Source organism: Bradyrhizobium jicamae (assembly GCF_018130695.1).
GTDB lineage: Bacteria > Pseudomonadota > Alphaproteobacteria > Rhizobiales > Xanthobacteraceae > Bradyrhizobium > Bradyrhizobium jicamae_B.
On the sequence record NZ_JAFCJX010000009.1, the window covers coordinates 167,466 to 191,963 of the forward strand.

Below are 24,498 nucleotides of genomic sequence, written 5' to 3' on the forward strand. Positions count from 1 at the left end.
CCCATGGTCGAGCTGCAGCGCGTCGAGATCATCTTCGGCAACACCCTGAAGATCATGGAAGTCACCGAGGAGCCGCCGCGCGGCCGCTCGGAGATCAAGCTGACGTTCGAGCAGTTCACCGTCACCGCAGAAGGAAACCATGTCATGTACACACTGCCGGTCGATCACAGCGTGCTGATGCAGGTCTCGTATGTCGATGCAAGAGGCAACCCTGCGACCATCGATGGCGATGTCGCCTGGGCAAGCTCGGACGAGGCTATCGCTTCGGTGCAGGTAGACCTTCAGGACAGCACGATTTGCCGCGCCGTACCCATGGGCGGCATGGGTCAGGTCCAGATCACCGCGACTTGCGATGCTGATCTGGGCGAAGGCACGCGCGAGTTGATCACTATCTGCGACATCCAGGTCGTCGGCGGCGAAGCCGTCGCGGGCTCGATCCAGCCGCTGGGCGAACCGACTCCGATTGAACCCCCACAGCGCAAGTGAGTTAGGGGGGCGCTCGAAACATGCCGAAGCCTCAAGAAGTTGCCGTTCTTGAGGTCAACGGCCTGAAGTTCGAAGATTGGGAATCGGTCTGGGTTCAGGAACGCTGGGCAGACAGCTTCACCTATTTCCGCTTCACCGCAGCCGAGCGCGATCCCATCGTCAACCAGCGCGGCGGCCCTTTCCCCCTGATCGCGAAGCTGCAGTTCAAACCGGGTGATCGCTGCACCATCACGCTGGCGGGACAGCTGGCGGTGACGGGCTTCATCGAGACCCGGCAAGTCGCCTATGACGCCTTTCAGCACGGCGTGATGCTGATCGGCAAAAGCGACACCGCTGGCCCGGCCAAATCGAGCGTCGATACCAAGACCGGCAACTTCGATAAAAAGAACATCCTGCAGGTCGCGCAGGAAGTGCTGCAGGACTATCCGGTCGGCATCAAGGTGATTGGGCAGCTTGACCTCACGCCATTCGACAAGCTGCAGAACGAGAAAGGCGAGCTGATCTGGGACTTCCTTGAGCGGATCGCCCGGCCGCGTGGCGTCGTCATGGGATCTGACAGCCACGGCAATTTCCTCATGATCGGCGAGCACGCCTTCCCGGTCGCCGCGCAGCTGGTGGAAGGGCAGAACATCAAGTCCTGTCAGTGCATCATCACCGAGGAGCACACCTATAGCGAATATCGCGTCGATGGGCAGGCCCCGGCCAGCGATAGCAATTCGGGCACCGCGGCGAGCGAGATGAAGGCGACGGTCGGCGGCACCTCGCCGGTCTTCTCGAAGCTGATCACCCCGGCCGAGCAGCCAGTGAAGACCATCGCCGAGCTGCAGTCCCGCGCGAAGAACGAAAGCATCTGGCACGAAGGCACGAAGATACAGGCCACCATCGTCGTGCAGGGCTGGCTGCGCGATGGATCAGCGCTCTGGCACGCGGGCGAAGAGGTCTCGGTCTACTCGCCGATGGCGATGCTGAACAACACCCTGAAAATCCAGAACTGCACATTCACCCAGGACAACGCCAGCGGGACGCATACGACGCTCGATCTGGTCAGCCCCAACCTTTTGCGCAGCCGTTCCGACTTCAACCCCGGAGCATAGGAGTCCCCATGCATCGCGCTACGCCGCTCAATACGTCCATCCGCGCATACACCGCAGGCGGATCGCGCAGCGTCGTCGATAAGGTCGATGACCAGAAGCTGATGCAGGAGATGGGCGGGAATTTCATGGCCAACGAGACCCGCGCGGAGATCGAGAGCCCGCAGAACTATGGCTTCACCAGCGTGGTGTTCGACGCGGAGAAAGGCGCGGACGGCAAGATCGCGGCCAGCGCAGAGACCTTCGTCGGTTTCATGGGCGGCAATCGGTCGTTTCCGGTCAGCGGCCCGATGGATGATCGCAGGCACCGCCTCTACAAGCTGGAGAAAGGCGACACCGCGATGTTTCGCGGGCGCGGCGACAAGCAGCAATTCCATCTGACCAAGGATGGCGGCTTTTGGACCGCGCCGCAGGACAAGACGGTGCGCATGCAGCTGCTCGACAAGGACAGCGAAAGCAACTCCACGCAAGGCGGCGGATCGGGATCGGGCGGCGCTGGCGCGCATCAGCTGGCGGCGGATGGATCAGCCGGCGGCGGGCAGCAGCAAGGCCAGCAGAAGCGCGGTCAGGAGGCGCTGTACAAGGACGGCCAGAAAGGCAACCGCTTCGTTGATGTGACCAAGGACAGGACCCGCGCCTCTGGCAAGCAGGTCCATCTGATGCTCGATGATGGCAACACCTACGTGCATTGCCACACCGACAAGCAGGTCTATGTCGGTGGGGAAGCTGGCAAAGGGGCATTCGACTATCTGGCGACGCTATCGGGGCCGTGCGTGAACAGCCTCGGCAAGATCGGATGAGCCGATGGCCGCCAATGTCCCTGACATCAGGCTGGTCCAGAACAATCAGTTCCCGAAATACTCGGTCACGCTGGACTGGTCGCTGCTGCCGAACGGCACGCTGGACGACACCCAGGCGCTTGCGACCGCCGTCTGCGTCGCTTTAGGCACCAACGCGCTGGCTTCTCCCACCGATGTGCTGCCCGATCCCGACAGCAGCGACCGCTGCGGCTGGTGGGGCGATCTCGATGCCGAGCTGATCTGGAACGGCTGGCCGGTCGGCTCAAAGCTTTGGCTGCTGCGCCGCTCCAAGATCAACTCGGCATCCGCGCAGCAAGGCTCCACGCTGGTCGCCGTCGAAAACTACATTCGCGACGCCATGCAGCCGTTCGTGGACCGGCGCATTTGCACAAGCTTCGAAGTGATGGCGACGCGCGTGGACAAGCAGCGCATCGACGCACTGCTGCGGATTGTTCGAGGACCCGGCCGCCCAATCGAGCTGCGCTATGAGGTTCTCTGGGACGCGATGGGGCCATAGAGAATGCCTTGGTCAACGCCGACACTGCGAGAGGTCCGCTCGCTGGTGCGCGATGCCGTGCATGCATCGCTGCCTGGTGCAGACGCAAATGTCCCGAACAGCGTGCTGCGCATCCTGTCGGACAGCCAAGGCGCGCTCTGCCACCTGACCCTGCAGTACATCGACTGGCTGGCGCTGCAGCTGCTGCCCGACACGGCCGAGACCGAATGGCTGGATCGGCACAGCAACATCTGGCTCGTCAACGCCGATGGCACGACCGGCCGCAAGCTGGCTTCGCTGGCCAGCGGGACCGCCAGCTTTCAGGGCATCATTGACCGCACGGTGATCCCGGCTGGCACGCAGTTGCAGAGCGCGGTCGGCATGCCGCCCGGCTCCGACTCGCCCAACGATGTTGTGACCTTCGAAACCCTCGAAGACATCACCACATCGGCAACGACTTTGGTGCAAGGCCCGATCCGCGCGCTCGACGCGGGCAGCTTCGGCAACCTGCCTGTCGACTCCGCGCTATGGATGCCGACGCCGCCCGCTGGGGTAAGTTCGACCGCCTCGGTCGTCGCTTTGACGGGCGGCACCGACGCCGAGACCGATGATCAGCTGCGCTCGCGCATCCTGCGCCGCATCCAGAACCCGCCGATGGGCGGCGACAAGACCGACTATGAGCAATGGGCGCTGGCGGTGAACGGCGTCACGCGGGCATGGGCCGCGCCGCAGGAGATGGGCATCGGCACAATGACGGTGCGCTTCCTGATGGACGATCTGCGCGCCGACGACGACGGCTGGCCGCAGCCGGAGGATATCGTGGCGGTCGCCGATTACATCGACAAGGTGCGCCCGGTCACCGTCAAGGACTGCTACGTCATCGCGCCGATCAAGCAATTCATCGACATCACCATCGCCGATCTGGTCCCCGACACCGAGGAAGTGAAAGCCGAGATCGAGAAGAGCCTGCGCGACATGCTATTCGTCACGGCCGCGCCCGGACAGACCATCTTCGCCGCGTGGGTTTCCTACGCGATCATGAACGCGCCCAGCGTGCAGTCCTTCAAGCTGGTGACGGACGACGATTATGTGATGCCATCGCCCGGCCACATGGCGGTGCTCGGGACGATCTATTACCCATGAGCGACAGGCACATTCGACGGCTGGGCGACGACTACGGCACGGCGCTGCTGTCGCTGCTGCCGCAGGGCCAAGCGTGGCCGAAGCATCCCGGATCAACGCTCGATCTGGCATGCCGTGGGCTGGCGAACTATTGGGGCTTCGTTGACGGCCGCGCCGCCGATCTGCTGGAGCGCGAAAGCGATCCGCGCCAGACCGTCGAGCTGTTACCGGACTGGGAGCGCAACTGGGGCCTGCCTGATCCTTGCTATACCGCGCCTCAGAGCATCCATGATCGGCAGGTGGCGTTGGTCGCGCGGATGACGCTGTGGGGGTCGCAGTCGCGCCAGTTCTACATCAATTTCGCTGCCCAGATCGGCTACACGATCACGATCACCGAGTATCGGCCGTTCATGGTCGGGCTGGATCGCTGCGGCGACAATCGGGTCTATGGCGACGGCAGCAACCCGATGTTCAGCCCAATGTTCGTCTGCGGCTACCTGCCGGTCTACAATCCCAACGGCGAGCGGGTTCAGAACGGCGAGCTGAGCGAATATCCGAACTATGGCCTCGGCCCCGACACCAACCGCTACTATTGGACGGTCCACGTCCATCAAGCGAACCTGACATGGTTTCGCTGCGCGTCGGGCCAATGCGGCGTCGATCCGCATCTGCGCATCGGGCACGCCACCGATCTTGAATGCATCCTCGCGCGCTGGAAGCCAGCGCACACCGAGATCGTCTTCGACTATTCCGGCCTGACGCCGGGCGATCCCATGGCGGGGACACCGTAGCCCTTTCGACAAGCTTCTCTGACGGTCACCACGGCGAGCCTGTCTCGGCCCGCCGCGCAAGAGGACGCGCGCATGAAGTACAACCAGCCCTATGGCGTGAGCGATCCGAACGCTCCCTATATCAACGGCAACCCTTCGACCGGCCAGGCTGGATCGATCCCGCCCGCCGCGTCGATTGAGTATCCGCAGCGCGAGATCGTCAATCTCCTCACCGATGTCAATATTGCGGTGCCAGCGAACTCTGACCTGCATCAGCTGGCAAAAGCGATCCAGTCGCAGCGTCTGAACTACTCGGCCGACTACGGCACCGCGAACGCCTACGTCGCGCACCTTGCGCCAGCACCGGACGACTATTTCGCTGGCATGGTTTGCCGCGTGAAGATCGGCGCGACCAACGCGGGCGACTCGACGCTCGCGCTCTATCCGCTCTCGCCCAAGCATGTGGTCAGACCGGACGGCACAAACCTGCAGCAGTACGACCTGATCCAAGGTCAGGTCGCCACCTTCGTCTATGACGGCGCGCAATGGGTCCTGACGGGCATCAATTCGGCGGGCTCTGGCGGGCCGATCTATCTCACCGCGCCGCGCACGTACTACGTCAACGGCAATACCGGAGACGACAATTTCGACGGCTCGCAGGCGGCGGTCGGCCCGTCCCCAAAAGGTCCGTTCAGGACGTTGCAGCGCGCGTCGAACTCAATCGCGAAGTTCAACCTCAATGGCTACAATGTCGATGTCTACGTCGCGGACGCGACTTATGCGCCCGTGCAGCTTCCTCAAGTTGCCGGTCAAGGCCAAGTTTCGTGGCACGGCAACAATGCCAACCCAGCAGCATGCCTGATCGCGGGTAACCAGACCAACTCCTGCATCGGCATGGCCGGGGTCGCCAATTACATGAGCGGCTTCAAGGTCACGCACACGGGGGTCGGCAGCATCTCGGAGTGCAACGGTATCTACGGCAACGGCCCGTGGCTGATGGGCATCGACAATTTCGAGTGGGGTCCAACGGTCGGCGCACAGAACCGGCTGGTGAACGGCTCGCAGCTTCGCTTCGGCTTGTCGGCCTTCAAAATCTCTGGAGGCACCCCGGGCGGCCCGTACTCGCCCGGTTGCTTCATCGAATGCTCGCAAGCCTCCAAGGCCGACTGCCCGCTCTCCGTCCATATGACGCTCAACATTGTCGGCACACCGAACTACGGCACCGCCTTCATTCGCTGCTTCGACGTGGGCGTGGTCGATTGGGTGGCGGATGTGACCGGCGCGGCGACCGGCATGCGCTACTACGTCGCGACCAACGGCATCCTCAACACAGGCGGCGGCGGCCCCAACTACGTGCCGGGCAGCATCCCGGGCACCCAGCTGTCGGGAGGTCAGTATGTTTAACCCGTTCAACTGGTATTGGCGCGCAGACGACGGCCGCATCTTCGCGAGCGCCCGCCAGCAGATCGTTGACGAGACCGATCCGGACTTCATCGCGTTCGCCGAGGTTCAGGCCCCGACGACATGGCCGCGAGACAACGATGGCACCCAGACCGACGCCGCGCTGCAGGGCGTGCTCGATCCCTACTTCATTTTCGTCACGCTCGAAGCCTACGCCGCCAACGAGCGATGGAAGCTGGAGACGGGCGGCATCGCCTCCACGGCCGGGGTGCCCCTGAAGACGGATGACCGTGGCAAGACCATGATCATCGGCGCTGGCCTGCTGGCGACCAACGATCCCAACTTCACCACGACATGGGTAGGCGCGGACGGCGAGCTCTATCCGCTCACCAACGATCAGCTGAAGCAGCAGGTCGGGGATCTCCAGCACCACATCGATGCATGCTTTGTCGCCTATACCGACATCGTTACGCAGGTCAGGCAAAAGAAGATCACCAGCCACCAGCAGATCGACGAGCGGTTCAAGGCGGTGAAAGGCTGACGGATGGCCATCGTCAACATCACCTGCGAGAACGATGCCGACTTCTACAGGCAGTTCGCCTACCAGTTTCAGGATGGCACGCCCATCGATCTGACCGGCAGCGCCATGCGCATGGGCATACGGCATCGCGCCACGGACGCGCACGAAGACCTGCTGCTGACCACGGAGAACGGCGGAATCGCGATTGTCGATGCAACGCACGGCAAATTCACTGTGCGGATCACCCAGGCGCAGCTGGAGCGGCTCCAGCTCGGCGACTACGAGCATTCCCTGATCCGCATGTTCAGCGGGATGCATCTGCGCGTCTGGTCGGGCTCGCTCATCAACAACGCTGGGGCGAGCCGATGATCGATGTCGAGATCAGTCAGGACAAGGACGTTGCAACTGGCTCGTCTTCAGACTCTGTGGTGGTCGTTACCGACTTCGAGGTTGAGGTCATCCAAGAGACCCAGCAGGGTCCGCCTGGACCGCAGGGACCGCCCGGAGCGCCTTCGACCATCCCGGGACCGCAAGGCCCCAAGGGCGATCCCGGCAACACGGTGCTCTATGGCCCGGTGGACCCCGTCAATTCTGACGGGCGAAATGGCGACTTCTACATCAACACCACGTCGCATTTCATGTTCGGGCCGAAGGCGAACAACCTTTGGCCGGCTGGCACCTCGCTGATCGGGCCGCAGGGACCGCGCGGGAACGCGGTGCTGTACGGCGCAGGCGCTCCGGTCGCTGGGACCGGCATCGATGGCGACTTCTACATCAACACCAGCAACAACTTCATCTATGGGCCGAAGGCTGGCGGCGCATGGCCCGCTGGCACGTCGCTGGTTGGACCGCAAGGTCCGCAGGGGGTTCAGGGCATTCAGGGCGTCACCGGCACGCGCGGATCGCAATGGTATGAAGGCGCAGGTCCACCCGGCACGATCAGCGGGGCGATTGCCAACGACAATTATCTGAACACCACCAACGGCGACGTTTACAACTACTCGGGCAGCTCGTGGGGCTCGCCGGTCGGCAACATCAGAGGACCGCAGGGCATTCAAGGCCCGGCCGGGCCGGTGCCTGAAGCGCCGAGCGATGGCGCATACTACACGCGGCGCAATGGTGCTTGGTTCGATGGCTCCGGTGCCCTTGTCCGCTTCGATGCGGCGCAGCCCGCAATCACCGTCGCGCAGAAGGCCATTGCGCGCGCCAACGTCTACGCCGCGCCGCTCGACGCGCAATCGTTCAACAACCTGCTGATCAACGGAGCATTCGACGTTAATCAGGACCCCGGAGGTACAGGTGGCACGACCACCCATGCCTCCGCATTTTGCGACGGCTGGAACCTCTACAGCGTCGGCACCGCCGGAGCGTGGGGACGGTGTGTTCCGTCGCCGAACTTCCCAGCTCCGGGCAGCAACTTCATGGGCGACATCGAGATCGGCACGGGGCAAGCCTCGCTCGGCGCCAATGATGCCGTCGCGATGTATCAGGTGATCGAGGGCTATCGGTTAGCGCGGTTAGGATTCGGCTCCGCGTCCTGCCAGCCGATGTTCCTGTGCTTCTGGACTGCGCACATTCGCCCCGGTATTTATTCCGGCTCGGTCAAAAACATCGCTTCGGCCTTTTGCTACGTCTTCGAGTACACGCAGGTTGCATCAGGGGTCGCGCAATTCAACGTCATCCAAATTCCGCCGCAGACTACAGGGCCAGCACCGACGCTGACGAACGGCGCTGGTCTCTACGTTACCTTCGTGGTGGCTGCCGGATCGAGCCTTCGAGCGGCGGCTGGGGCTTGGCTCGGGACTACGACCGGGGTCATCGCGTCCAATAATCAAATCAACGGCGCACAGGCGAACACCGACCGCTTCCAGATCGGCAACATCTTCCTTGCACCCGGCAACGAAGCGCCGACATCTGACCGCGCTCACTTGCTGATGCGCCCCTATGGCGAAGAGCTGCGAACCTGCCAGCGCTACGTCGAGACAGGCACATGGCAGCTCGGCTCAATTTCGTCCTCAATCGCGAACCGCAACTATGTCTGGACGATACCTTACAAGATGCTCAAGCGCGCCAGCCCGACGCTCACCGTGCCGACAATCAATGCGACACGTTGCAGCGTCAACACGGGCCAGCCGGGGCCGGACTGCTTCTATATCGCGCTCCTCAACACGGGTGCCGCCAACGACGATTTCGGTGCGAACGGCACATGGAAGTCAGACGCGAGGCTGAACTGATGGCAGAATATCGATTGACCGCAACCGACGCGGTTATCCGCACCGCCGACAACGCGCTGATCCCAAACGACGAGGGCAACGTCGATTGGCAAGCCTACCAGCAATGGCTCGATGCCGGCGGCGTGCCCGATCCGGTGAACCCGACGATCAATCCGAAGCTTGACGACAAGCCAGCAAAGACCACCTCCGAAATTCTGGGAGCCTGAACCATGCCCGCTGTGAACTACATCGCAACAGCGTCCGATCCTGAGTTCTCCGGCCGGGTGATGATAATCATGTTCAAGGTCGCGCAGAACGTCGCGAGCGAGGACCCGGCGACCGCGCACCATCAAGAGCGCATCGCCTATGCCAGCTTCGTCATCATGGGCGAAGAAAAGCCGCAGCTGGTTGCCGGTCATGTGATCTCGTCGAACGCGGTGATCTCCGGGGCCATCGACAGCGATCCCGAGGCGCTTGGCAAGAACGTGCCAGACGGCGACATCGAGTTCGCACTTGCGACAATCTGGGATTCTCGCAGTCTCGCCTATGCGACCGTGAAGCCCGCAGCGTAGTGCGACGAAAAGCCCGCTCGATCATCGCCCCGCTTCGGCGGGGCTCTTTTTTTGTCTGGTTGGGGGTGGCCAATTTGGCCACCCATGAAAAGCGCCCGCTCCAGTTCCCCAGGATCGCCCGTGTGCGCCGATCCCGACGACAAGATAAGCCGGTTGGCATCGTACTGCTATACAACCGCCACGATCTCATTTATTTTAACAGCTGCTCGTGATCGCTGGGGCCATCGCGAGCCGTCCTTGGGACAGAACCCGTGTGTGCGACCAAGGGCGGGAGGAAACATCGGTGCGGCAGTTCAAGCCGCACGCTGCCTGCTGCCCCGACCTCTCACACCGCTGACGAAACCACCTCGCTCAAAACGAAGGAGGATCACGCGGTGCCGAAGACATTTCCCATCATGATCGAAGTTGAAGAGATCGCGCTCGGCCCCGTGCTGCGGCGACTCAACGAGATGCCAGGAATCGCGAAGCTGCATCTTGACCTCGGCCAAGGCGGTCAAGGCGCAGGCAAAAAGCAGCTGGAGAGGCAAGCCGCCGCGCATCGCGCCAGCAACGGCGACGGGCAACAGGCGGCGGTCAAGCTGCTGATGAGCGGGCCGAAGCATATCAACGAGATTGCGCACGCGGTTGGGGGCAAGAAGACCCGCGCTTATGGAATCATGACCCAGCTGCGCAAGCAGGGGCTGGCGGAACCGGCGCAAGGCCGCGCGATGCATCAGCTGACCAAGAAGGCGCGCGAGCAGCTGGGCGGTGCCATGCCCGCGCTGCCCGCGCCCGACAAAGTGTCGCGCGGGCCGAGCGGGCGCGCTGCGCCCGGATCAGGCAACATTCTGCTTCGCAAGGCGCTCGACGCAGGGCCGGTCTCGCCTTCCGATCTGCGCGCCCATCTTGCGGCCAAGGGCATGTCAGCGAAGAGCGTTGCGGGCGTGCTGGATCGCGCCAAGAAGAGCGGCCTGATCAAGAAGAATGGCGTCGGCTATGCGCTGACGGCGAAGGGCCAGAAGATCGAGCTGGGAGCTGCGGCACATGGCTAGGGGTTTCCTGCGCGTATATCGCACCTACAACATGGTCGATAAGAACCCCGTCATCGATAAAGTCCGCACGCTGGTGCAAGACGAAGGCTTGATCAAGAAGCTGGGGATCGTTCACGAGATATCGGGCGTCTCGACATCGACGCTCGACAATTGGTTCAACGGCACCACGCGATCACCGCAGCACGCGACCATCGCGGCGGTGGTCACCTCGCTCGGTTACCGCGAGGAGTTCGTGAAAGACCATGACCTCGACATCGAGGCGGAACGCAAGGCGGCTGCCGCGTGGCTCGAGAAACAGGAGAAGCAGAAGGCGGCGGCGAAGGCGAAGCCCGCGAAGACCAACGGTCACCGCAAGCCGCGAACGAAGCGATGATCGTACCGCCGCCCAGGGAGGACAGGGATGAGCGAACGAGAGCTGCGCAAAATGATCGACCTCGCATCCGACTTCTGCGAGCGCACCTTCGATGTAAAGGGCGAGATCGCCCCGACTTGGCACGCGATCACCGCGACCGGCGACAGGATCATCGAGCCGCATCCGATGTTCTTCGGCAAGGACCTTGCCGCCGCGCTGATCCGCGCGCTGTTCGATCTGCGCGACGTGGTTCGATACGTCTACGTCGGCGAAGCTTGGACGCTGAACCGCATCATCAGGCCCGAGGAGCAGGAGGAAATTTTCCGCAAAGGGATCTCCGAGCATCCTGATCGCGTCGAAGTGGTCCAGATACAGGGCGAGGATAGCCAGTACGGCCAGATCATGGCGGCGCGGAACATCATCAGACCCGAGGGGCGCAAGCCGTATCTCGGCCCGCTGCAATTCGTCAACGATCTGCCCTTCATTCCGCAAGGCGCGGCGGTCCAGTCGACCGGCCGACTTGTCGGCATGTTGCCAGTACGGGGAACGCGGCAATGACCACGATGAAGATGGCTTTCCACACCGAGACCGGGCGGCGCATGGTCGAGGTCTACGGCGACGACGGCTCGTTCATCGCCGCGATCTATCCGACCGACAACGGCTCCAATTCGATCCACATCGTCAGCAAGCACTTTACTGACGACCCGATCAAGCCCAGCCTCGGGCAGGTGCCGGTGCCCGGCTATCTGGTGACATTCAATAAGGGGAAGCAATGACAGTCGTCCTGACGCCGCCGAACGAGCAGCTGCGCATTGATGAAGTCTGGCTGTTCGTCTCAATCGATGAAAACGGCGAAGGCCTGTGCGCGGGGCCGCTGATGGGACCCGGCACGCTGGTGCCGCTGGTCGCGGCCGACAAGGTTCGCAGGGACGCGCTGATGCCGCTGGCCAGGCAGATCGCCGAGCTGAGCGGCAAGCCGGTGAAGGTGGTGAAGATGAGCGCCCGCACCGAGGAAATGACGATCACGCCCGATGGGAGACCGCCGCAGTGACGCCAAGCGAACAAGCCCGCGACTTCACCTGCCCGGACTGCGGCGGCTTCATCTTCCGCCCCGGGCCGCGCGGCGGGCTCTCGCAGAACCTCGAATGCGTCGGCTGCAGGTCGCGCTTCAACGTCGCATGCTGGCGCGGCCTGCTGGTGCGGGTCGAGCGGATTTCGAACGACAGCGAATGGAGGGAAGATATGTTCCCGCAGGTGCTGCAATGATGCGCGATCCGCGCGCCATGATCATCGACCGCATCAGGACTGTCGGCGTGCAAAGCAGCTGGTCGCTCGATGCCTACCATCATCTCGTCACCAGCGGGGTTGATCCAGACCGCGCAATCCAGGCGATGCAGCTTTTCGTGGACGAGGTCGTTGCAATGAAGGAAGCGCGGCGCAAGAGCATGCCGCAGCTGGTGCAGCTGAAGGTGACCGAGGGCGACGAAGGCACGCGATGACCGAACCCGATATCATCGAGGCGCTGCAGTTCGGCGACATGGGGGTGATGGCGCATCCGCCCGCCAAGATGCTGAAGGCGCTGGCGGTGATCGCGACCCGCGCCCATCCGGCCTATGACGAGTGCTCAGGCGTGGCCGCCGGCGCCAGCCGGGACAAGTGCCTTTTCATGTCGCTGGCCGTGCGGGACTTCCTTGTCGAGATCGGCTTTGCCGATGCGACAGCGCGCAGCTGCTTCCTGTACATCGCCGCCAACGATCTGCAGGGCAAGGAGCTGTGGTCGGTTGGCCTCGGTGCGCCTGGGCAATACCCGATCCCCGAAAAGTTCAACGGCCATGCGGTTTGCACGGTGCCGTCGCTCAAACTGCTGATCGACACCACGGTGTATCAGGCGGTCCGCCCGCAATGGGCTGGCGCGGTCAGCGGCATGGCAGCGATCAAGTATCACCAGCCATGGCCGCACCAGCTGATCCACGGTTGCCCGTCCATTGCGGGCTGCGAGGCGGTGCTGCCCGACCGCCGCGTGATGCTGCTCTGGCTGGATCGGCCCGAGATCAACTGGAAGCGGCAGATTGACTTCCGGCAGAAGAACGACCGTCGCCGCTACGTCACCAAGGCGCTGCGAGAAGCTTTCGGCAGCTGGAGCGCGGTCGGCGAGCAGACCGAGGCCGTGCCATGAGCAGAAACCAGACCGAAGCGCAGGCGGATGTCGCCACCCAGATCGCTAGCGGCATGGTCAAGATGATCGAGCCGGTCTTTGCCGGTGTGCCGCCCGAGATAGCGGGCGCGGTGCTGGGTCAGCTCCTCGCCAAGCTTGTCGCCGGGCACCATCCGATTATGCGCGACGAGGCCATGCGGCTGGTGATCGACATGGCGCGCGATTTGGTTCCCATCGAAGTCGAGGAAATGATCGAGCGCGGGCAGTGCGGGCCTGAGTGGAGAGAGGCGACGCGGCAATGAAAAGATCGGCAGCGAGGCGAACGGTTATGCACTCATGACCAACAGCTTCGAGATTGACGACGGCGAGAACGGCGATGCCGCCGATGTGCTGGTCTGCCGCAGGATGACCCAGCCGCTGCTGATGCCCGACAACGAGATCGGGCTGTGCTCGCGCTGCGGCGAAGCGATCCAATTCCGACCGCATGTCTCGCCGCTGCCGAGCAAGGTCTGCGAAGTCTGCATCATGCCGGAAATAGAGCAGCTGGGCGCGCGGGGCGAGCTGCATTCGATCATCACACCGGAAACGGCGGTTGAGCTGGGGCGCTATCTCCGCAGAAAGCGAGAGCATTGAGGATGCTAACATGCCCGAGCCAAAGAAGCACCGCTTGATCCTGATCGATCCCGCCGCGCGCCATATCACCGAGATCGAGAGCACCGCCACGCTGGCGGCCATGCACGAGCTGATCGGCGCGGATACGCTGTGCCATTTCGGACTCGCCCGCTGGGACGACAATGGCCAGATCGACAGCGGCTGGATGGATGACGGTGGCCTTTCGCGAGGCGAGCCGATCCACGCTTTCCTGCTGCCGAGGGCCAAGGACCCGTTCGCAGGCCGCTGCGTGATCGTCGGCGCTGATCGCCATGGCGAGACCACCAGCTGCCGCATTCCCCTCGCTGTCCTGCGCAGCGATGTCTCGTGGCTGGGCCTGATTAAGCCTGAGGTAACGTGGGATCATACCGAGCATGGGTCGCGCGCCATCGTCACCTATTCGCGGGTGAAGTGATGGGGCCGCTGGAGCTGGTGATGCGGCGGCAGTGGGAAGCCGCGCAGCGCGGGGTGATGTCGCAATGGGTGGTCTATGACCATCCGCGCGACCACCCCGATGCCTTCGTCGCCAGACGCTGGGAAGTTATCCGGGGCACCCCGGAGCCGGTGCCGACGCAGGACATGATCGGCGGCGTCGATCTAAGCGAGCTGCGGGCTTGCCTGGGCGACGCGGGTCTGGTGAAACTGTCGCGCAGCGAGGGCGATCAGCCGCAGATCATTGAGGTGTGGATATGAGCGAAAACGCCGGGTCGTTGTCGATGCGATTGATCGACCCGAACGACTATTGCGTCTTCGAGGACGGCCAGCGGATCGGCCGCATCCGGCATGCCAAAGAGCGCTCGCCCGGCGTTTGGCTCTGGAATGTCACCGTCACCATTCCCGGCCCGCCGTTCGGTGATGCGAAGTCGATCACAGAAGCCAAGGAGCGCTTCAAGACGGCGTGGCTCGCCTTCAAGGAGAAGCACGGCCCGGAGAAACTGGCGAAGGCCTATGGGGAGATGAACCGCGCCGACCGGCCGGATCGGTATCAGCGCTAGGCGGCGACCTGTGAATAGTTGGGATCGGGCGCTGCGTTCTGTCGCGGCGCTACCTTGCATTGTGCCATCGTTGTCGCCCTGATTCGGCAAGGAAGGCGATGATGGTCGCTCGGCGGCACCATTTTTTACCGCAATGCTATTTGAAGGGCTTCGCGCGGCCGAAGAAACACGGCAAGACGCACCAAGTCGTCGTTTTTGATCGCGCAGGCAAATCCTTCACGTCTAACATCATCAACATCGCGGTGGAGCAGGATTTTAATCGCGTGGACGTCGAAGGTCACCCGCCCGACACCTTCGAACAGTTGATGGCAGCCTTCGAGGGCGACCTCGGGCCAGCGCTCAGCCGGATACTGCAGGCACGCAACCTGCGAAACGAAGAGGATCGCGCCACGCTGCTGAACTTTATCGGCCTCGTTGCGATCCGCAATCCGCGCTTCCGAGAGACCTTCCGCGACTTCAACGAGCAGGTCCTGAACCAATTGATGAACCTCGTCACCGCCGACAAGGATCGCTGGGAAGGTCAGGTCAAGAAGATGCGGGATAGCGGCTACGTCAAGCCCGACTCGCCCGAAGTGACATATGAACAGATGCGGGACTTCGTGCAGCGGGGAGACTATCGCATCGAGCTGAACAAGGGCTTTCACATCGCGAGCGAGCTGAAGGGCTTCGATGCGATCCTCCCGACCTTGTTCAATCGGAAATGGGTCTGCCTGACGCCGCCAGCTGTCTCTGGTGGCTTCATCACATCAGACCATCCAGTTTGCCTGATGTTCTCCGACCCCGCCTTGCGCGGCAAGTTCTTCGGACCGGGGCATGGCCTGAAAGGCACCGAGATCATCTTCCCGGTATCTCGGCATCTTGCCGTCGTCGGGGCCTTCGAACTCAAAGAGGATGAGATCCAATTGCCCGAGGAGCATGTCGCCCGGGTGAATGGAGCCGTCGCCGCCTGCGCCGAGCGGCAAGTGTACGCGCACAATATCGACTTCAACTATCTGCGCCGGGACAATGAGAAGCCCCGCCGTGGAGCCGAGCTGGTGAACGACCTCGATTTCCGCAGCGGAGGCTCAGTAAGCCCATCCGCTGCATCTCGGAAACCAAGATCGCTGTGACATGGTGGTTGTGAGCTATGATCCTGATTTATGAAAAGGCCGTCCCTGAAGGCGAGCGCGCGGACCTCGCAAAGGTGAATGCCCAGCTGGAGAGTCTGGCGGCGCTTCGGCTCGCGCAGATTGATCTGCGCGATGAGCCGTATTGCTTGTCGCGGATAGCGTGGCAGATCGCGATCTTTTCCAATGCAATGGTGCATCGATTTGTCGCGCTTGCCGAGGGCGTGGCGATTTCCTGGAACGCCTCCAACTCTCTCAGTGCTGTTCTGAACGCTCGGGCGGCGATGGAGACGTTCGCTTTTTACTATGACTTTGGCAAGCGGCTCTCGCAACTGGTGCCGAGCAACGACTTCGAGGCCATCAACCAACTGATTACGAAGTGCCTGTTCGGCACGATGGATCAGGAACTGCTGAAGGAGTTTCCCGAGTTCAAGCTGCGGTCGATTATGAACTCCATCGATGCGGTCGACGAAGATGTCTTACCGGGCTTTCGCGGGCACTACGAAACGCTTTCCGAGTTCTGCCACCCCAACTCCTTTGGACATCGCGGTCTGTTCTCAGCGCGGGATCGAGCTACAGGGATCACGACCTTTGAAATGCGACAAAATTTCATCATTCCGCTCAAGGCAGCGTTTGGCTTGGCCGGGCTGTTCGAACGCTCACATCGATCCATCGATTCCGATCTGAGAGCGCTGGCTCAAGCCCATCACGCGGCACATCCATCACCGCTCAACTTCGGCGGGCTAGATGATGGGTAATGGCAGGCCGTTCCGACACCTTAGAGCGCGCTCGCAGCTTGACCGGCAAGGCGCAAGGTCAGCTGGCGATCCGGCCCGACATGGGCGTCGATGAAGGCTTCGAGATGCTCGGGCGGATCGCGGCCCTCAAGCTCCAGCCGCCGCAGGACATCGCTGGCGACCGCATGCGAGACATCAGCGCAGCGCCCGGTCTGGGGGTTGGCCACGATCACGCGCAGCGGCTCGCTGTACTCGCCAGCAATCAAGTTGGCGATGATGGTGTCCAGATCAGCCTTCTCCAGATCGGTCTCCAGAAAAGAAGGCCCGTCGTGAAAGTCGTTTATTACAAGGTAGTAATCCGGCTCCGCGCCCGGGACAATCGACGGCATCCCACGCATACGCAACTCCCGTCTCGACCGGCAAAACTGTACCCCAAACCGGGCGCGGGACTCGCATAAATTTTAACATGACCTATCTGCATCCTATGCGCAGGGACGTTCTGTTCGCTCTGCCGGTCAAGGCCGCCCAAGTTCCGGCTGGGCCTGACTGGCTCCATGAGATCAAGCACGATGGCTACCGGATGATGATCGTTCGGGAGGGCAAGCGCGTGCGGCTGCGGACCAAGAACGGGCACGATTGGACCGACCGCTATCCGGTGATCGTTGAGGCGGCCCTGAAGCTGCGCCAGAACCACTTCGAGCTTGACGGTGAAGCAGTGCTGTTGGGGGTCGATGGGACATCGGACTTCGGGGGTCTGCACTCCCGCAAGTACGACGACGAGGTCCAGTTCTACGCCTTCGACATGCTGTCGGGCGGCGGCGATGATCACCGCCGGCTGCCGCTGTCGCTGCGCAAGCAGAACCTTGCAGCGTTGCTAGCGCGTAGGCCTGAAGGCATCCATGCCGCACCCTACGAGCAAGGTGAGATTGGCCCCGATCTGTTCCGCCACGCATGCCTACATGGGCTGGAAGGGCTGGTCTCGAAACATGTCGGCCGCGCCTATGGCGTCGGGCGCTGCACGCACTGGCTCAAGGTGAAGAACCCGAAGCACCCAGCCTATCGGCGGGTGCAGGATCAGTTCTAAAGTTTGTGCACAACCTGCGGCTCGGATGGTGTTGCTGTTCGGTGGCGTGCGCCGCAGACAAACTCATATCACCCGAGTGCAGGGAGGAGATCACGAAGGTCTAGGCCTACGGCGAATATTCGGCTGTGACAAACGCTCGCTATTTTTGCAAGCATGCCTCTATTGCCTCGCCGATGCTCTCGGTGTGTGAGGGCTGTATGCGGCCATTACGGAGCCGCCAGACCGTATGACCCGTAGAACCCGACTTCTTGCTGAACTCGCCAGTAGGCGCGATCGTCCACTCGCCCTTCGTGATGAGCCGGATGACCAACAGCAGGCCGTCCTCCATGGGCTCGATGTCGAATAGTTTCCGTCCGGCGTCCTCTGTGATGAGATGATCGCCTTTCGTATCGAGTGCAAAAACTACCCTGTCGAGCCAGACGAGGAAGTCAGGCGAGAAAGTGCGCGTGTTGCCATGGTCGAGGAGCGGGATAGAGAAACCGCCTTGCGACGGATTGCGACACCACACGCGCTTCGTCTTATCGAGCGCCTCCGCGAACGGCCGCTCATCATTATTTAGGCCGCTATAGCCGCGATGAATGGCATTCTTGAATGGCATGAGCTTCCCTTCGTCGATCGGCACATTGCCGACGACATAAGGATGGTCGAGTGCGTTTTGAACGAGCTTAGAACGTTCGATGTAGGTTTTCACGATGTTGCGCGCCTGCTCGCGCAAATGATCCGCAGCCGCGCTATTGTATTCGATCAAAGCATCGAATTTAGGATGCTCGATATCGCAGATGTTTATCGGGCTGAGCGTCCGATCGCCGTGTGCAGGGAAGAGTTGCTGAATTTCGCGGCGAAGAATCCAGCGTGCGGTCACGCGGTTGCTATGTTCGACCTCGACCCACTCCTCAGTTTGAGTAGTGCCCTCACCAATAGTCTGAAGGACTTGGATGCGGCCACCCTTTCCGATCGTACTAGAGCCGCCCTGTCGAAAGTCGACGATCCGATCGACTATTTTCCCCACCGGAGCCCTGGCTTCACTTGAATCGATACTGACAGTGGGGACTTGGCGCTGCTTCGTGGCTTCCGCGTAGGTGCGAGACCCTCCTTTCGTGGTCCGCCTAATTGTTAGTGTGATCTCGGGGCTCTCCGCTGCAAGCTTCCGTTCGACATCTTCGAGAATGGCTTCGAACACGCCGCGCTCATCAGTGCGGATATAAAAGTGAGCTGTATTGAGACTCGGCGCGGCATAGTGCTGAGCACCCGGCTGGCGCAAGACACGACCGACGATCTGAGTCACTTGATCGGGCGAGCCCATATCCTTGTCAATGTACGCAAACGCGCATTCTGGCTCGTCCCAACCTTCCTGAAGGCCAAGGTTGAAGATGATGTGCTCGTACCCGCCTGCGATAAAGGTGTCGTAATCGGAATCGCCCCCCGCAAATAAATTAAACCCCCTAGGAGGGGGGAACTTCGAATCGAATCGGAGGTCGCAGTAGACGGCAATTTTGGCGGGGTCGATCTTCGCGCTTTCGACTAGATGCCGCCATATCTGTATCGGCCGCGCATGGCGTTGATCAAAAGGCCGAGCGGCATCTTCACGCATTGTCCCGCCCTCGGGGACGTTTGTCGTTGCTACATAGATCGCCTTCGGTCGGAATGGCAAGCCGAGATCATGCGCCGCTTCGGTAGCCTGCTTCATCTCGGCGAGCATGTCGTTGATGGCAAGCTCCATTGGCGTGAGGTAGCCGCCGAGCATGATATTCTTCTTCACAAGCCCGGAGCTTACGACGTCGGCGCTGCGGAGCTTCGTGACAAGATCGTCGTCGGTCCAGCGTTTGTCGTTTCGAAGTCGCTCGATCGTGGAAGAAAGCGCCTGAGGAACACGGGTTGTGGCCGAGGCCGCGATCAGCGCATCTGGCATAAGCTCCATGAGGAGCTGCGTCTGCTGGTCCGAAAGATTGTGGCCCTCGTCATACACGATGATAAGCGGCCGGCGCCGTCCTTGTCGGTCGCGTCTCTCCTTAAGCTGGTCCCAAAGCGATTGTTCAGCTACATCGAGCCGAACTCGGAAAATACGGCGATCGCCCTCTTCCTTGTCTCGCTGATTGAAGCGGCCGACAGTGGCGATTAGCAGGAGGCCTTGGCTAGAGTCGGCCACCGCTTCAGGCGTGCACTCGAGTAGGGGCTTGATATCGAATTCGCCCACTAGGCTGCTGTACTTACCCGTAGAGAGGTTGGTCAGAGTCTGCCATACGACGATGCGACCTTTGGACAGCCATAGGACGACGGGCTCCACGCTGAGCTGCGAGCGAATTTGCTCGATCGCGTCAGCAAGGATAACGGTCTTGCCACTACCGGTAATGGCCGAAAGATTCTGATAGAAGGGGACGAGCTGCCTGCGCGTGACGGTCAGCGGGTCCTGCATGTAGGTTTGGAAGCGCGAGGCAATCTGACTAGCTGCCGCGGCCTGGAACGGGAAAAGCTCCATGGCGGGACTCAATCCTCTTCGTTGAAACGATCGCTGTTCTCGTTGAGCCCTAGATGGGCGAGAATCTTGTCCGGAATTTTCCAGAACTGAACGTTCTTGGATTGATAGAGCTCATACCGCGCATAGATGTGATACGGGGGCTTTAATTCAGCCTTCTCAGCATCTTTCAACACGTCTCTATAGGTCTCGCGGTCGAGCTGTCCGACCGGCCCTTCGCCGTCCCAAATGATGAAATATCCTTCGCCGCGATCGTTCCTTCCTACGAGGTAGCGAAACTTTGGCTCGTCGATTCGGATCAGTCCGGGAGAGCTTCGGTTAGAGGTCTCCCAATGAGACGTGATCACAACGTCCACGAGTTCGTCCTTCTTCATGGACAGCACGGTTTTGGCGTCGATCTGCTTCATCAGAAGCCGATACTCGAAAGCGCCACCAAGTGGCTCGCCCTCGGAGCCATCTGGTCTCTCGCCTGTGATGGCATTCCGCAGCCGCTTCCAGGTCAAAGTCCGAGCGTATTTGTCACCTACCTCAGGCGCCCCTTGCTCGATCAGTATGAAGCGTCGCGTGCTCTCGCTCTCTTTGTTGAGCTCAAGCACCGCGTGTCCCGTCGTGCCCGAACCGCCATACGGGTCCAAGACAAGCCCGTTTGGCGGGCACCAGATTTGGATGATCTTCTTCATCAATCGCAGCGGCTTCACGGTGTCGAAGCCGTGATCGGTCCCCACGATCGCGTCGAGTTCGCGCTTTGCGAGATCGGTATGACCCGACTCCTCGTGCGGCCAAGTCACTGCGCCCGTCTCGACGGGAAACGTGTAAAAGTCATCGTCCCAGAACGTGGTTGGAACCTTGCCTTGTCGGATCTCCTGCTCGTATGCCTTCAGACGCGGGCGGCCCCATCCAGCGTTGCGGTTCTTATCGTCGCGAAAATAGAGCAATGGCCACTGACCGCTTTCGCGGCGGGCGTTTGCCTTCTTTATGGCCTTTTGAACGATCGGGTCTTTTGAAGGATCGTATTTTTTGACGCTGACGTCGGTGCCCTTGATCACGAGGGCAGAACCGCGACCGTCGCCTATGTCCTGCTCTTCATACTTGACACCCCACTCTTCGAGCATATCGAGCGCTTCGAGCTTGGTGAAGTTTACCCAATGAGCGCGAGGCTCGGGAAGCTGTCCGTTGAAACGGTATTCTCCGTTCGGATAATGAAGGTAGCCAGTAAATGGCGACTGGATCGCATATGCGCTCTTGGCTCGATGCTGCCGCGCCGTTGGGTCTTTCGGAAACCATCGGGTTTTGTCGCCGTCCAGCGATCGGAGATTCGTGCGGTCGATCCCGAGCAGCGACATCTTGGAACTGGCTCGATCCTTCGCATATGCGAGGACGTACTCAGTCGTCTTCGATATGGTCTTGGAGTCGTTCTTCGGCGAATAAGCCTTCTGCCAGTTGATGATGCCTAAGCGATTGTCCTCGCCAAAGACTTCGTCCATGAGCATGCCCAAGTGAAAAAGCTCGTTCTCGTCTATGCAGATCGCGATAACGCCACTTGGCTTGAGCATCGACTTCATGACTTGAAGTCGCGGCATCATCGCCTTGATCCACTTGGTGTGCCGAGAGCCATCGTCTTTGGCAACGAGCGTGCCAAGCTCGGGGTCGTTGGGGTCTTTGTCCCACGCATCATTGTACCGGAACTGCCCGCCGGTGTTGTATGGGGGGTCGGTGACAATGAGGTCGATCTGGCCACGGTACTTGTACAGAGTGACCATGGCTTGGAGGTTTTCGCCCTCGATAAGCAAGTTCCGACCCTGCTGGTCAGGCGGCCCCACGTGAAACTTGGACTCCCGCCGCATAATGCGCGGGCGCACTTTCCGTCCGATCTCCAGAGCCGAGCGCTTTCCGCTGAAGGAGAGGGCGACGCCTCCACTCAATAGCGACTTGACGAGCTTGATGAGGTCCTCTTTGTCGAGGAAGTCTAAGGGGTTAGGTTCTGCCTCATTGGCGCGCAGAAGCTGTTTGACGATAGCGGACATAGGCAAGTCCCCGGTAATAAAGCTGGAGAGCGGTCGAGTCGACGAACGTATCACGCCGAACAAACCGAGAACATAGGCTTTTTTGCTTTATGAATGCTTAGCGGTTGACAGCTTGGTGGCCAAGCAGAGATGGCGCTTCGTCACCAGAATGCACTGGAGAATGGTAAGGAGGGAGGCCAATCCTGCGTCAATAGGTGTGCCTTCGTCGGCGAGCTTCTTTGAAAGCTCGGTGGCCAGGCGTTCGATCTCTCTTTACGGTGCTCGCTGATGCGCGCGTGCAGCCGCGCGTTTCTCCTGTCTCGAGCGCGACAGCTGCCGCGCGAGCGCCTAATCGACGCGCTCGATCCACGTCGCTTGGGCGAGTGCATCGGCATGCAGGACGCAGTTACTCGCTTGCCCCGGCATCCCGCTGGTTTCGAGATGCTCGGCGAGCCGCCGCAGGAAGGCGGCGGCGTCGGTGATGATCGCGGCCTGATCGCCGCCTTCGCGCTCGCTCATCGCCTGCATCTCCATGAGAGGTTCCGCCCGCGATGGAAATAGCGGCGGCCCTTGCTGCCGCATACGCGATCAGCATGGCTTGCCGTCCGCCTTGGGCGGCCTTGCGCTTCTTTGGGCTTCGCTGGGGCGATCTGGGCGGCTTCAGCCATGCCCACATGCTGCATAACTGGCGCTTGGCCCTGCCAGCGATCATCAAAGGCCAGTAGCGGGGCCATTTCCGGAGCCTGTAGGATCAGGCTTTCCGCCTTCACTGGCCGCCCAGGCGCAGGCGCTGGCGCGATATTTCCCGGCCGACGGATCAACACAGCCCCGGCCGCCAGCCCGCACCACAGGGCCGCTAATGCGATGCCCAGCCGGATCGGGAATTTAGGTAGCAGCAGCGGATGCATGGGGGTTCCCTTCCATGCTTCGCGCGCCCCAGCTGCTTGCCAGCGCATGCCAACAAAAAAGCCGCCCCGAATCAACCGGGGCGGCTCATTTTTTTTATGATGGTCAGGCGGCTTGCCGCAGCTCTTCCTGCGCTTCGGCGGGCATGCTGATTATGCGCTTGATCTCGTTGGCCAGCAGCTGCAGGGCCTCGCGCTTTTCTTCGATGCGCTCGTCCTGATCGTAATGCTTGCCGGTGACCGGAGAGATGTCGCCGTGCTCATCCTTCTGGACCGTATGGTCGAGGCACATCGAGATGATCGAGCGCGGCACCTTCAAGCTGCCCAGAAGGCTGGCGGCCGTGCGGCGCAGATCATGCGGTGTGAACGGCCTGATCCCGAGCTTGGCGCAAAGGCCAACGGACCGCACCCGGCCATCCTTGGCGGTATTGCCGCGCAGCGCGCAAGCCATGGCCTTGCGGTTTAGCGGCTCGCCTTCCCAGCGCCCGCTGAACATCCAGTCGTAGTTGCCCATGGCTTCCTTCGCGATCTCGACCGCGAGATCGGACAGCGGCTGATGGATCTCGCGGCCTTTCTTGACGCGCTCCTCCGGGATCACCACCAGCGGCTTCGGAATGGTCAGGCCACCGACCAGCTCGTCGCGATGGATATGCAGCAGTTCGATGGAGCGCAGCATCGAGACCAGCGCGAACCTGATCGCAAGGCAGATGCGGCGATCCACGGTGATGTCGGGCCGATCCAGCCCGAGCCACAGCGTCCTGATCTCATCAGGCGTCAGCTTGCGCTTGCGCGGCTCTTCCCTCGGCAGCGGCGGCAGGTTCACGCAGGGGCTGGCGCTGACGTACTTGCGGCCCGCTTCGGCGGCCCAGTTGAAAAGGCCCGAGACCGCCTTGCGCATATGCCGCGCGCTGCTGACGGAGTCCTTCTTGCTGGTCTTGCCCTTCTTGATGATCAGCGTGCCCGCGAGGATATCGGCCTGCAGCTGCGCGATATCGTCGTTGCTGACTTCCTTCGCGATCATCGGCCCAAGGCGCGGCCGAACGAAGCGGTTCAGATGGCTCGCCATGTTGGCGTGGTCCTTCATGCGTGGCTTCGTCTTCAGCACCACGCCGCTGTCGGTATGGCGACGCACCGTGATCTCCTCGGCGCACCACGCGATGCGCAGGTCGATCAGCTGACTGACCGTCATCATCTGCTTGGCCTGCTGATCCTTCGCGCGCCGCGAAGTCGCAGTGATATCCTCGCCCCGGGCCAGCCGCTGCTTCACCTTGCCAGCTTCGATCCGCCAATAAGCGACATCATGCGCGGGCTGGCCATCTTCGGCCTTGCGATAGATGCCCAGCCGATGCGTGCCGCGCTCCTTTGTGATCGGGCAAGTGTACTTCAGCGAGAAGGTCGGCGGCGCGGTCGGACTCAGGCTGACGTACAGGCCGGAGCATTCCGCGTCGTAAATCTTCGCGCGCTTCGTCACCTTCCGGGTGCAATCGCGGTTGGTGATGTTCTGCTTTGCTCTTTTCGACATTGAATGGTGTTCC

Annotated in this window: 33 protein-coding genes; 28 read left to right on the forward strand and 5 right to left on the reverse strand. The window is 61.5% G+C overall.

The annotated features are described in order from the left end of the window. The first annotated feature begins 3 nt into the window (after nt 1–3). The 27 genes from JQ604_RS15110 to JQ604_RS15240 all read left to right on the forward strand — a co-directional run bounded on the left by JQ604_RS15110 (nt 4) and on the right by JQ604_RS15240 (nt 16,519). Complete coding sequence (locus tag JQ604_RS15110; protein ID WP_212358197.1) at nt 4–486, forward strand: hypothetical protein; 483 nt, start codon at nt 4–6, stop codon at nt 484–486. 20 nt (nt 487–506) lie between these two features. Further along, nucleotides 507–1,580 carry a phage baseplate assembly protein gene (locus JQ604_RS15115; RefSeq protein ID WP_212358198.1) on the forward strand — a complete coding sequence of 358 codons (1,074 nt, stop codon included), beginning with the start codon at nt 507–509 and terminating at the stop codon, nt 1,578–1,580. Nucleotides 1,581–1,588: 8 nt separating this feature from the next. Beyond that, on the forward strand, nt 1,589–2,377 hold the full coding sequence (locus JQ604_RS15120; protein ID WP_212358199.1) for a phage baseplate assembly protein domain-containing protein: 789 nt from the start codon (nt 1,589–1,591) through the stop codon (nt 2,375–2,377). A gap of 4 nt (nt 2,378–2,381) precedes the next feature. Further along, complete coding sequence (locus JQ604_RS15125) at nt 2,382–2,894, forward strand: phage GP46 family protein (protein ID WP_212358200.1); 513 nt, start codon at nt 2,382–2,384, stop codon at nt 2,892–2,894. Nucleotides 2,895–2,897: 3 nt separating this feature from the next. Then, nucleotides 2,898–4,016: a baseplate J/gp47 family protein gene (locus tag JQ604_RS15130; protein ID WP_212358201.1), complete on the forward strand. Its 1,119-nt coding sequence runs from the start codon at nt 2,898–2,900 to the stop codon at nt 4,014–4,016. Further along, nucleotides 4,013–4,786, forward strand: a complete 774-nt coding sequence (locus tag JQ604_RS15135) for a YmfQ family protein (protein WP_212358202.1) — start codon at nt 4,013–4,015, stop codon at nt 4,784–4,786. The genes JQ604_RS15130 and JQ604_RS15135 overlap by 4 nt, the downstream gene beginning before the upstream one ends. A gap of 72 nt (nt 4,787–4,858) precedes the next feature. Continuing rightward, entirely contained in the window at nt 4,859–6,169 is a 1,311-nt protein-coding gene (locus tag JQ604_RS15140) for a hypothetical protein (RefSeq protein ID WP_212358203.1), read from the forward strand. Next, complete coding sequence (locus JQ604_RS15145) at nt 6,162–6,707, forward strand: DUF4376 domain-containing protein (protein WP_212358204.1); 546 nt, start codon at nt 6,162–6,164, stop codon at nt 6,705–6,707. The genes JQ604_RS15140 and JQ604_RS15145 overlap by 8 nt, the downstream gene beginning before the upstream one ends. Nucleotides 6,708–6,710: 3 nt before the next feature. Then, nucleotides 6,711–7,055, forward strand: a complete 345-nt coding sequence (locus JQ604_RS15150) for a hypothetical protein (protein ID WP_212358205.1) — start codon at nt 6,711–6,713, stop codon at nt 7,053–7,055. Further along, nucleotides 7,052–8,920: a hypothetical protein gene (locus JQ604_RS15155; RefSeq protein ID WP_212358206.1), complete on the forward strand. Its 1,869-nt coding sequence runs from the start codon at nt 7,052–7,054 to the stop codon at nt 8,918–8,920. The genes JQ604_RS15150 and JQ604_RS15155 overlap by 4 nt, the downstream gene beginning before the upstream one ends. After that, nucleotides 8,920–9,126 carry a hypothetical protein gene (locus tag JQ604_RS15160; protein ID WP_212358207.1) on the forward strand — a complete coding sequence of 69 codons (207 nt, stop codon included), beginning with the start codon at nt 8,920–8,922 and terminating at the stop codon, nt 9,124–9,126. Before JQ604_RS15155 ends, JQ604_RS15160 begins: the two co-directional genes overlap by 1 nt. A gap of 3 nt (nt 9,127–9,129) precedes the next feature. Next, a complete protein-coding gene (locus JQ604_RS15165) occupies nt 9,130–9,471 on the forward strand; it encodes a hypothetical protein (RefSeq protein WP_212358208.1) in 342 nt (113 codons plus the stop codon). A gap of 374 nt (nt 9,472–9,845) precedes the next feature. Further along, entirely contained in the window at nt 9,846–10,502 is a 657-nt protein-coding gene (locus JQ604_RS15170; RefSeq protein WP_212358209.1) for a hypothetical protein, read from the forward strand. Next, entirely contained in the window at nt 10,495–10,875 is a 381-nt protein-coding gene (locus tag JQ604_RS15175) for a hypothetical protein (RefSeq protein WP_212358210.1), read from the forward strand. Before JQ604_RS15170 ends, JQ604_RS15175 begins: the two co-directional genes overlap by 8 nt. 27 nt (nt 10,876–10,902) lie before the next feature. Continuing rightward, the gene (locus JQ604_RS15180; RefSeq protein ID WP_212358211.1) at nt 10,903–11,412 is read left to right on the forward strand and encodes a hypothetical protein; all 510 of its coding nucleotides are present in this window, start codon (nt 10,903–10,905) and stop codon (nt 11,410–11,412) included. Next, nucleotides 11,409–11,630, forward strand: coding sequence for a hypothetical protein (locus tag JQ604_RS15185; RefSeq protein ID WP_212358212.1), 222 nt, complete (start codon nt 11,409–11,411; stop codon nt 11,628–11,630). The genes JQ604_RS15180 and JQ604_RS15185 overlap by 4 nt, the downstream gene beginning before the upstream one ends. Further along, nucleotides 11,627–11,905: a hypothetical protein gene (locus JQ604_RS15190; RefSeq protein WP_212358213.1), complete on the forward strand. Its 279-nt coding sequence runs from the start codon at nt 11,627–11,629 to the stop codon at nt 11,903–11,905. The genes JQ604_RS15185 and JQ604_RS15190 overlap by 4 nt, the downstream gene beginning before the upstream one ends. Next, on the forward strand, nt 11,902–12,120 hold the full coding sequence (locus JQ604_RS15195) for a hypothetical protein (RefSeq protein ID WP_212358214.1): 219 nt from the start codon (nt 11,902–11,904) through the stop codon (nt 12,118–12,120). The genes JQ604_RS15190 and JQ604_RS15195 overlap by 4 nt, the downstream gene beginning before the upstream one ends. Further along, a complete protein-coding gene (locus JQ604_RS15200) occupies nt 12,117–12,353 on the forward strand; it encodes a hypothetical protein (RefSeq protein WP_212358215.1) in 237 nt (78 codons plus the stop codon). The genes JQ604_RS15195 and JQ604_RS15200 overlap by 4 nt, the downstream gene beginning before the upstream one ends. Further along, nucleotides 12,350–13,030, forward strand: coding sequence for a hypothetical protein (locus JQ604_RS15205; protein ID WP_212358216.1), 681 nt, complete (start codon nt 12,350–12,352; stop codon nt 13,028–13,030). Before JQ604_RS15200 ends, JQ604_RS15205 begins: the two co-directional genes overlap by 4 nt. Next, complete coding sequence (locus tag JQ604_RS15210) at nt 13,027–13,311, forward strand: hypothetical protein (RefSeq protein WP_212358217.1); 285 nt, start codon at nt 13,027–13,029, stop codon at nt 13,309–13,311. Before JQ604_RS15205 ends, JQ604_RS15210 begins: the two co-directional genes overlap by 4 nt. A 34-nt stretch (nt 13,312–13,345) precedes the next feature. After that, nucleotides 13,346–13,642 carry a hypothetical protein gene (locus JQ604_RS15215; RefSeq protein ID WP_212358218.1) on the forward strand — a complete coding sequence of 99 codons (297 nt, stop codon included), beginning with the start codon at nt 13,346–13,348 and terminating at the stop codon, nt 13,640–13,642. A 10-nt stretch (nt 13,643–13,652) separates the two neighbouring features. Then, the gene (locus tag JQ604_RS15220; protein WP_212358219.1) at nt 13,653–14,075 is read left to right on the forward strand and encodes a hypothetical protein; all 423 of its coding nucleotides are present in this window, start codon (nt 13,653–13,655) and stop codon (nt 14,073–14,075) included. Beyond that, complete coding sequence (locus tag JQ604_RS15225; protein ID WP_212358220.1) at nt 14,075–14,353, forward strand: hypothetical protein; 279 nt, start codon at nt 14,075–14,077, stop codon at nt 14,351–14,353. The genes JQ604_RS15220 and JQ604_RS15225 overlap by 1 nt, the downstream gene beginning before the upstream one ends. A gap of 23 nt (nt 14,354–14,376) precedes the next feature. Beyond that, a complete protein-coding gene (locus JQ604_RS15230) occupies nt 14,377–14,655 on the forward strand; it encodes a hypothetical protein (RefSeq protein ID WP_249158273.1) in 279 nt (92 codons plus the stop codon). A 101-nt stretch (nt 14,656–14,756) separates the two neighbouring features. Continuing rightward, a complete protein-coding gene (locus JQ604_RS15235) occupies nt 14,757–15,764 on the forward strand; it encodes a DUF4238 domain-containing protein (protein ID WP_212358222.1) in 1,008 nt (335 codons plus the stop codon). Between the two features lie 17 nt (nt 15,765–15,781). Continuing rightward, on the forward strand, nt 15,782–16,519 hold the full coding sequence (locus tag JQ604_RS15240; RefSeq protein WP_212358223.1) for a hypothetical protein: 738 nt from the start codon (nt 15,782–15,784) through the stop codon (nt 16,517–16,519). Nucleotides 16,520–16,539: 20 nt separating this feature from the next. Here JQ604_RS15240 and JQ604_RS15245 read toward each other — a convergent pair whose 3' ends face one another. Further along, nucleotides 16,540–16,887: a hypothetical protein gene (locus JQ604_RS15245; RefSeq protein ID WP_212358224.1), complete on the reverse strand. Its 348-nt coding sequence runs from the start codon at nt 16,885–16,887 to the stop codon at nt 16,540–16,542. Between the two features lie 77 nt (nt 16,888–16,964). Between JQ604_RS15245 and JQ604_RS15250 the strand changes: the two genes are divergently transcribed. After that, nucleotides 16,965–17,582, forward strand: a complete 618-nt coding sequence (locus JQ604_RS15250) for an RNA ligase family protein (RefSeq protein WP_249158274.1) — start codon at nt 16,965–16,967, stop codon at nt 17,580–17,582. 139 nt (nt 17,583–17,721) lie between these two features. Here the strand turns inward: JQ604_RS15250 and JQ604_RS15255 are convergent, their stop codons facing one another. The 4 genes from JQ604_RS15255 to JQ604_RS15270 form a co-directional block, all read right to left on the reverse strand. Next, on the reverse strand, nt 17,722–20,058 hold the full coding sequence (locus JQ604_RS15255) for a DEAD/DEAH box helicase family protein (RefSeq protein ID WP_212358225.1): 2,337 nt from the start codon (nt 20,056–20,058) through the stop codon (nt 17,722–17,724). A gap of 8 nt (nt 20,059–20,066) precedes the next feature. Beyond that, complete coding sequence (locus tag JQ604_RS15260) at nt 20,067–22,079, reverse strand: site-specific DNA-methyltransferase (RefSeq protein WP_212358226.1); 2,013 nt, start codon at nt 22,077–22,079, stop codon at nt 20,067–20,069. 327 nt (nt 22,080–22,406) lie between these two features. After that, nucleotides 22,407–22,592: a hypothetical protein gene (locus tag JQ604_RS15265; RefSeq protein WP_212358227.1), complete on the reverse strand. Its 186-nt coding sequence runs from the start codon at nt 22,590–22,592 to the stop codon at nt 22,407–22,409. A gap of 477 nt (nt 22,593–23,069) precedes the next feature. Then, entirely contained in the window at nt 23,070–24,485 is a 1,416-nt protein-coding gene (locus tag JQ604_RS15270) for a tyrosine-type recombinase/integrase (protein WP_212358228.1), read from the reverse strand. Between the last annotated feature and the right edge of the window lie 13 nt (nt 24,486–24,498).

Bases quoted from the DNA above. Each gene is read 5' to 3' on its own strand.
- JQ604_RS15110 (WP_212358197.1), top strand. From the start codon at position 4: ATGGTCGAGCTGCAGCGCGTCGAGATCATCTTCGGCAACACCCTGAAG.
- JQ604_RS15115 (WP_212358198.1), top strand. From the start codon at position 507: ATGCCGAAGCCTCAAGAAGTTGCCGTTCTTGAGGTCAACGGCCTGAAG.
- JQ604_RS15120 (WP_212358199.1), top strand. From the start codon at position 1,589: ATGCATCGCGCTACGCCGCTCAATACGTCCATCCGCGCATACACCGCA.
- JQ604_RS15125 (WP_212358200.1), top strand. From the start codon at position 2,382: ATGGCCGCCAATGTCCCTGACATCAGGCTGGTCCAGAACAATCAGTTC.
- JQ604_RS15130 (WP_212358201.1), top strand. From the start codon at position 2,898: ATGCCTTGGTCAACGCCGACACTGCGAGAGGTCCGCTCGCTGGTGCGC.
- JQ604_RS15135 (WP_212358202.1), top strand. From the start codon at position 4,013: ATGAGCGACAGGCACATTCGACGGCTGGGCGACGACTACGGCACGGCG.
- JQ604_RS15140 (WP_212358203.1), top strand. From the start codon at position 4,859: ATGAAGTACAACCAGCCCTATGGCGTGAGCGATCCGAACGCTCCCTAT.
- JQ604_RS15145 (WP_212358204.1), top strand. From the start codon at position 6,162: ATGTTTAACCCGTTCAACTGGTATTGGCGCGCAGACGACGGCCGCATC.
- JQ604_RS15150 (WP_212358205.1), top strand. From the start codon at position 6,711: ATGGCCATCGTCAACATCACCTGCGAGAACGATGCCGACTTCTACAGG.
- JQ604_RS15155 (WP_212358206.1), top strand. From the start codon at position 7,052: ATGATCGATGTCGAGATCAGTCAGGACAAGGACGTTGCAACTGGCTCG.
- JQ604_RS15160 (WP_212358207.1), top strand. From the start codon at position 8,920: ATGGCAGAATATCGATTGACCGCAACCGACGCGGTTATCCGCACCGCC.
- JQ604_RS15165 (WP_212358208.1), top strand. From the start codon at position 9,130: ATGCCCGCTGTGAACTACATCGCAACAGCGTCCGATCCTGAGTTCTCC.
- JQ604_RS15175 (WP_212358210.1), top strand. From the start codon at position 10,495: ATGGCTAGGGGTTTCCTGCGCGTATATCGCACCTACAACATGGTCGAT.
- JQ604_RS15180 (WP_212358211.1), top strand. From the start codon at position 10,903: ATGAGCGAACGAGAGCTGCGCAAAATGATCGACCTCGCATCCGACTTC.
- JQ604_RS15185 (WP_212358212.1), top strand. From the start codon at position 11,409: ATGACCACGATGAAGATGGCTTTCCACACCGAGACCGGGCGGCGCATG.
- JQ604_RS15190 (WP_212358213.1), top strand. From the start codon at position 11,627: ATGACAGTCGTCCTGACGCCGCCGAACGAGCAGCTGCGCATTGATGAA.
- JQ604_RS15200 (WP_212358215.1), top strand. From the start codon at position 12,117: ATGATGCGCGATCCGCGCGCCATGATCATCGACCGCATCAGGACTGTC.
- JQ604_RS15205 (WP_212358216.1), top strand. From the start codon at position 12,350: ATGACCGAACCCGATATCATCGAGGCGCTGCAGTTCGGCGACATGGGG.
- JQ604_RS15210 (WP_212358217.1), top strand. From the start codon at position 13,027: ATGAGCAGAAACCAGACCGAAGCGCAGGCGGATGTCGCCACCCAGATC.
- JQ604_RS15215 (WP_212358218.1), top strand. From the start codon at position 13,346: ATGACCAACAGCTTCGAGATTGACGACGGCGAGAACGGCGATGCCGCC.
- JQ604_RS15220 (WP_212358219.1), top strand. From the start codon at position 13,653: ATGCCCGAGCCAAAGAAGCACCGCTTGATCCTGATCGATCCCGCCGCG.
- JQ604_RS15225 (WP_212358220.1), top strand. From the start codon at position 14,075: ATGGGGCCGCTGGAGCTGGTGATGCGGCGGCAGTGGGAAGCCGCGCAG.
- JQ604_RS15230 (WP_249158273.1), top strand. From the start codon at position 14,377: ATGCGATTGATCGACCCGAACGACTATTGCGTCTTCGAGGACGGCCAG.
- JQ604_RS15235 (WP_212358222.1), top strand. From the start codon at position 14,757: ATGGTCGCTCGGCGGCACCATTTTTTACCGCAATGCTATTTGAAGGGC.
- JQ604_RS15240 (WP_212358223.1), top strand. From the start codon at position 15,782: ATGATCCTGATTTATGAAAAGGCCGTCCCTGAAGGCGAGCGCGCGGAC.
- JQ604_RS15245 (WP_212358224.1), bottom strand. From the start codon at position 16,887: ATGCCGTCGATTGTCCCGGGCGCGGAGCCGGATTACTACCTTGTAATA.
- JQ604_RS15250 (WP_249158274.1), top strand. From the start codon at position 16,965: ATGACCTATCTGCATCCTATGCGCAGGGACGTTCTGTTCGCTCTGCCG.
- JQ604_RS15255 (WP_212358225.1), bottom strand. From the start codon at position 20,058: ATGGAGCTTTTCCCGTTCCAGGCCGCGGCAGCTAGTCAGATTGCCTCG.
- JQ604_RS15260 (WP_212358226.1), bottom strand. From the start codon at position 22,079: ATGTCCGCTATCGTCAAACAGCTTCTGCGCGCCAATGAGGCAGAACCT.
- JQ604_RS15265 (WP_212358227.1), bottom strand. From the start codon at position 22,592: ATGGAGATGCAGGCGATGAGCGAGCGCGAAGGCGGCGATCAGGCCGCG.
- JQ604_RS15270 (WP_212358228.1), bottom strand. From the start codon at position 24,485: ATGTCGAAAAGAGCAAAGCAGAACATCACCAACCGCGATTGCACCCGG.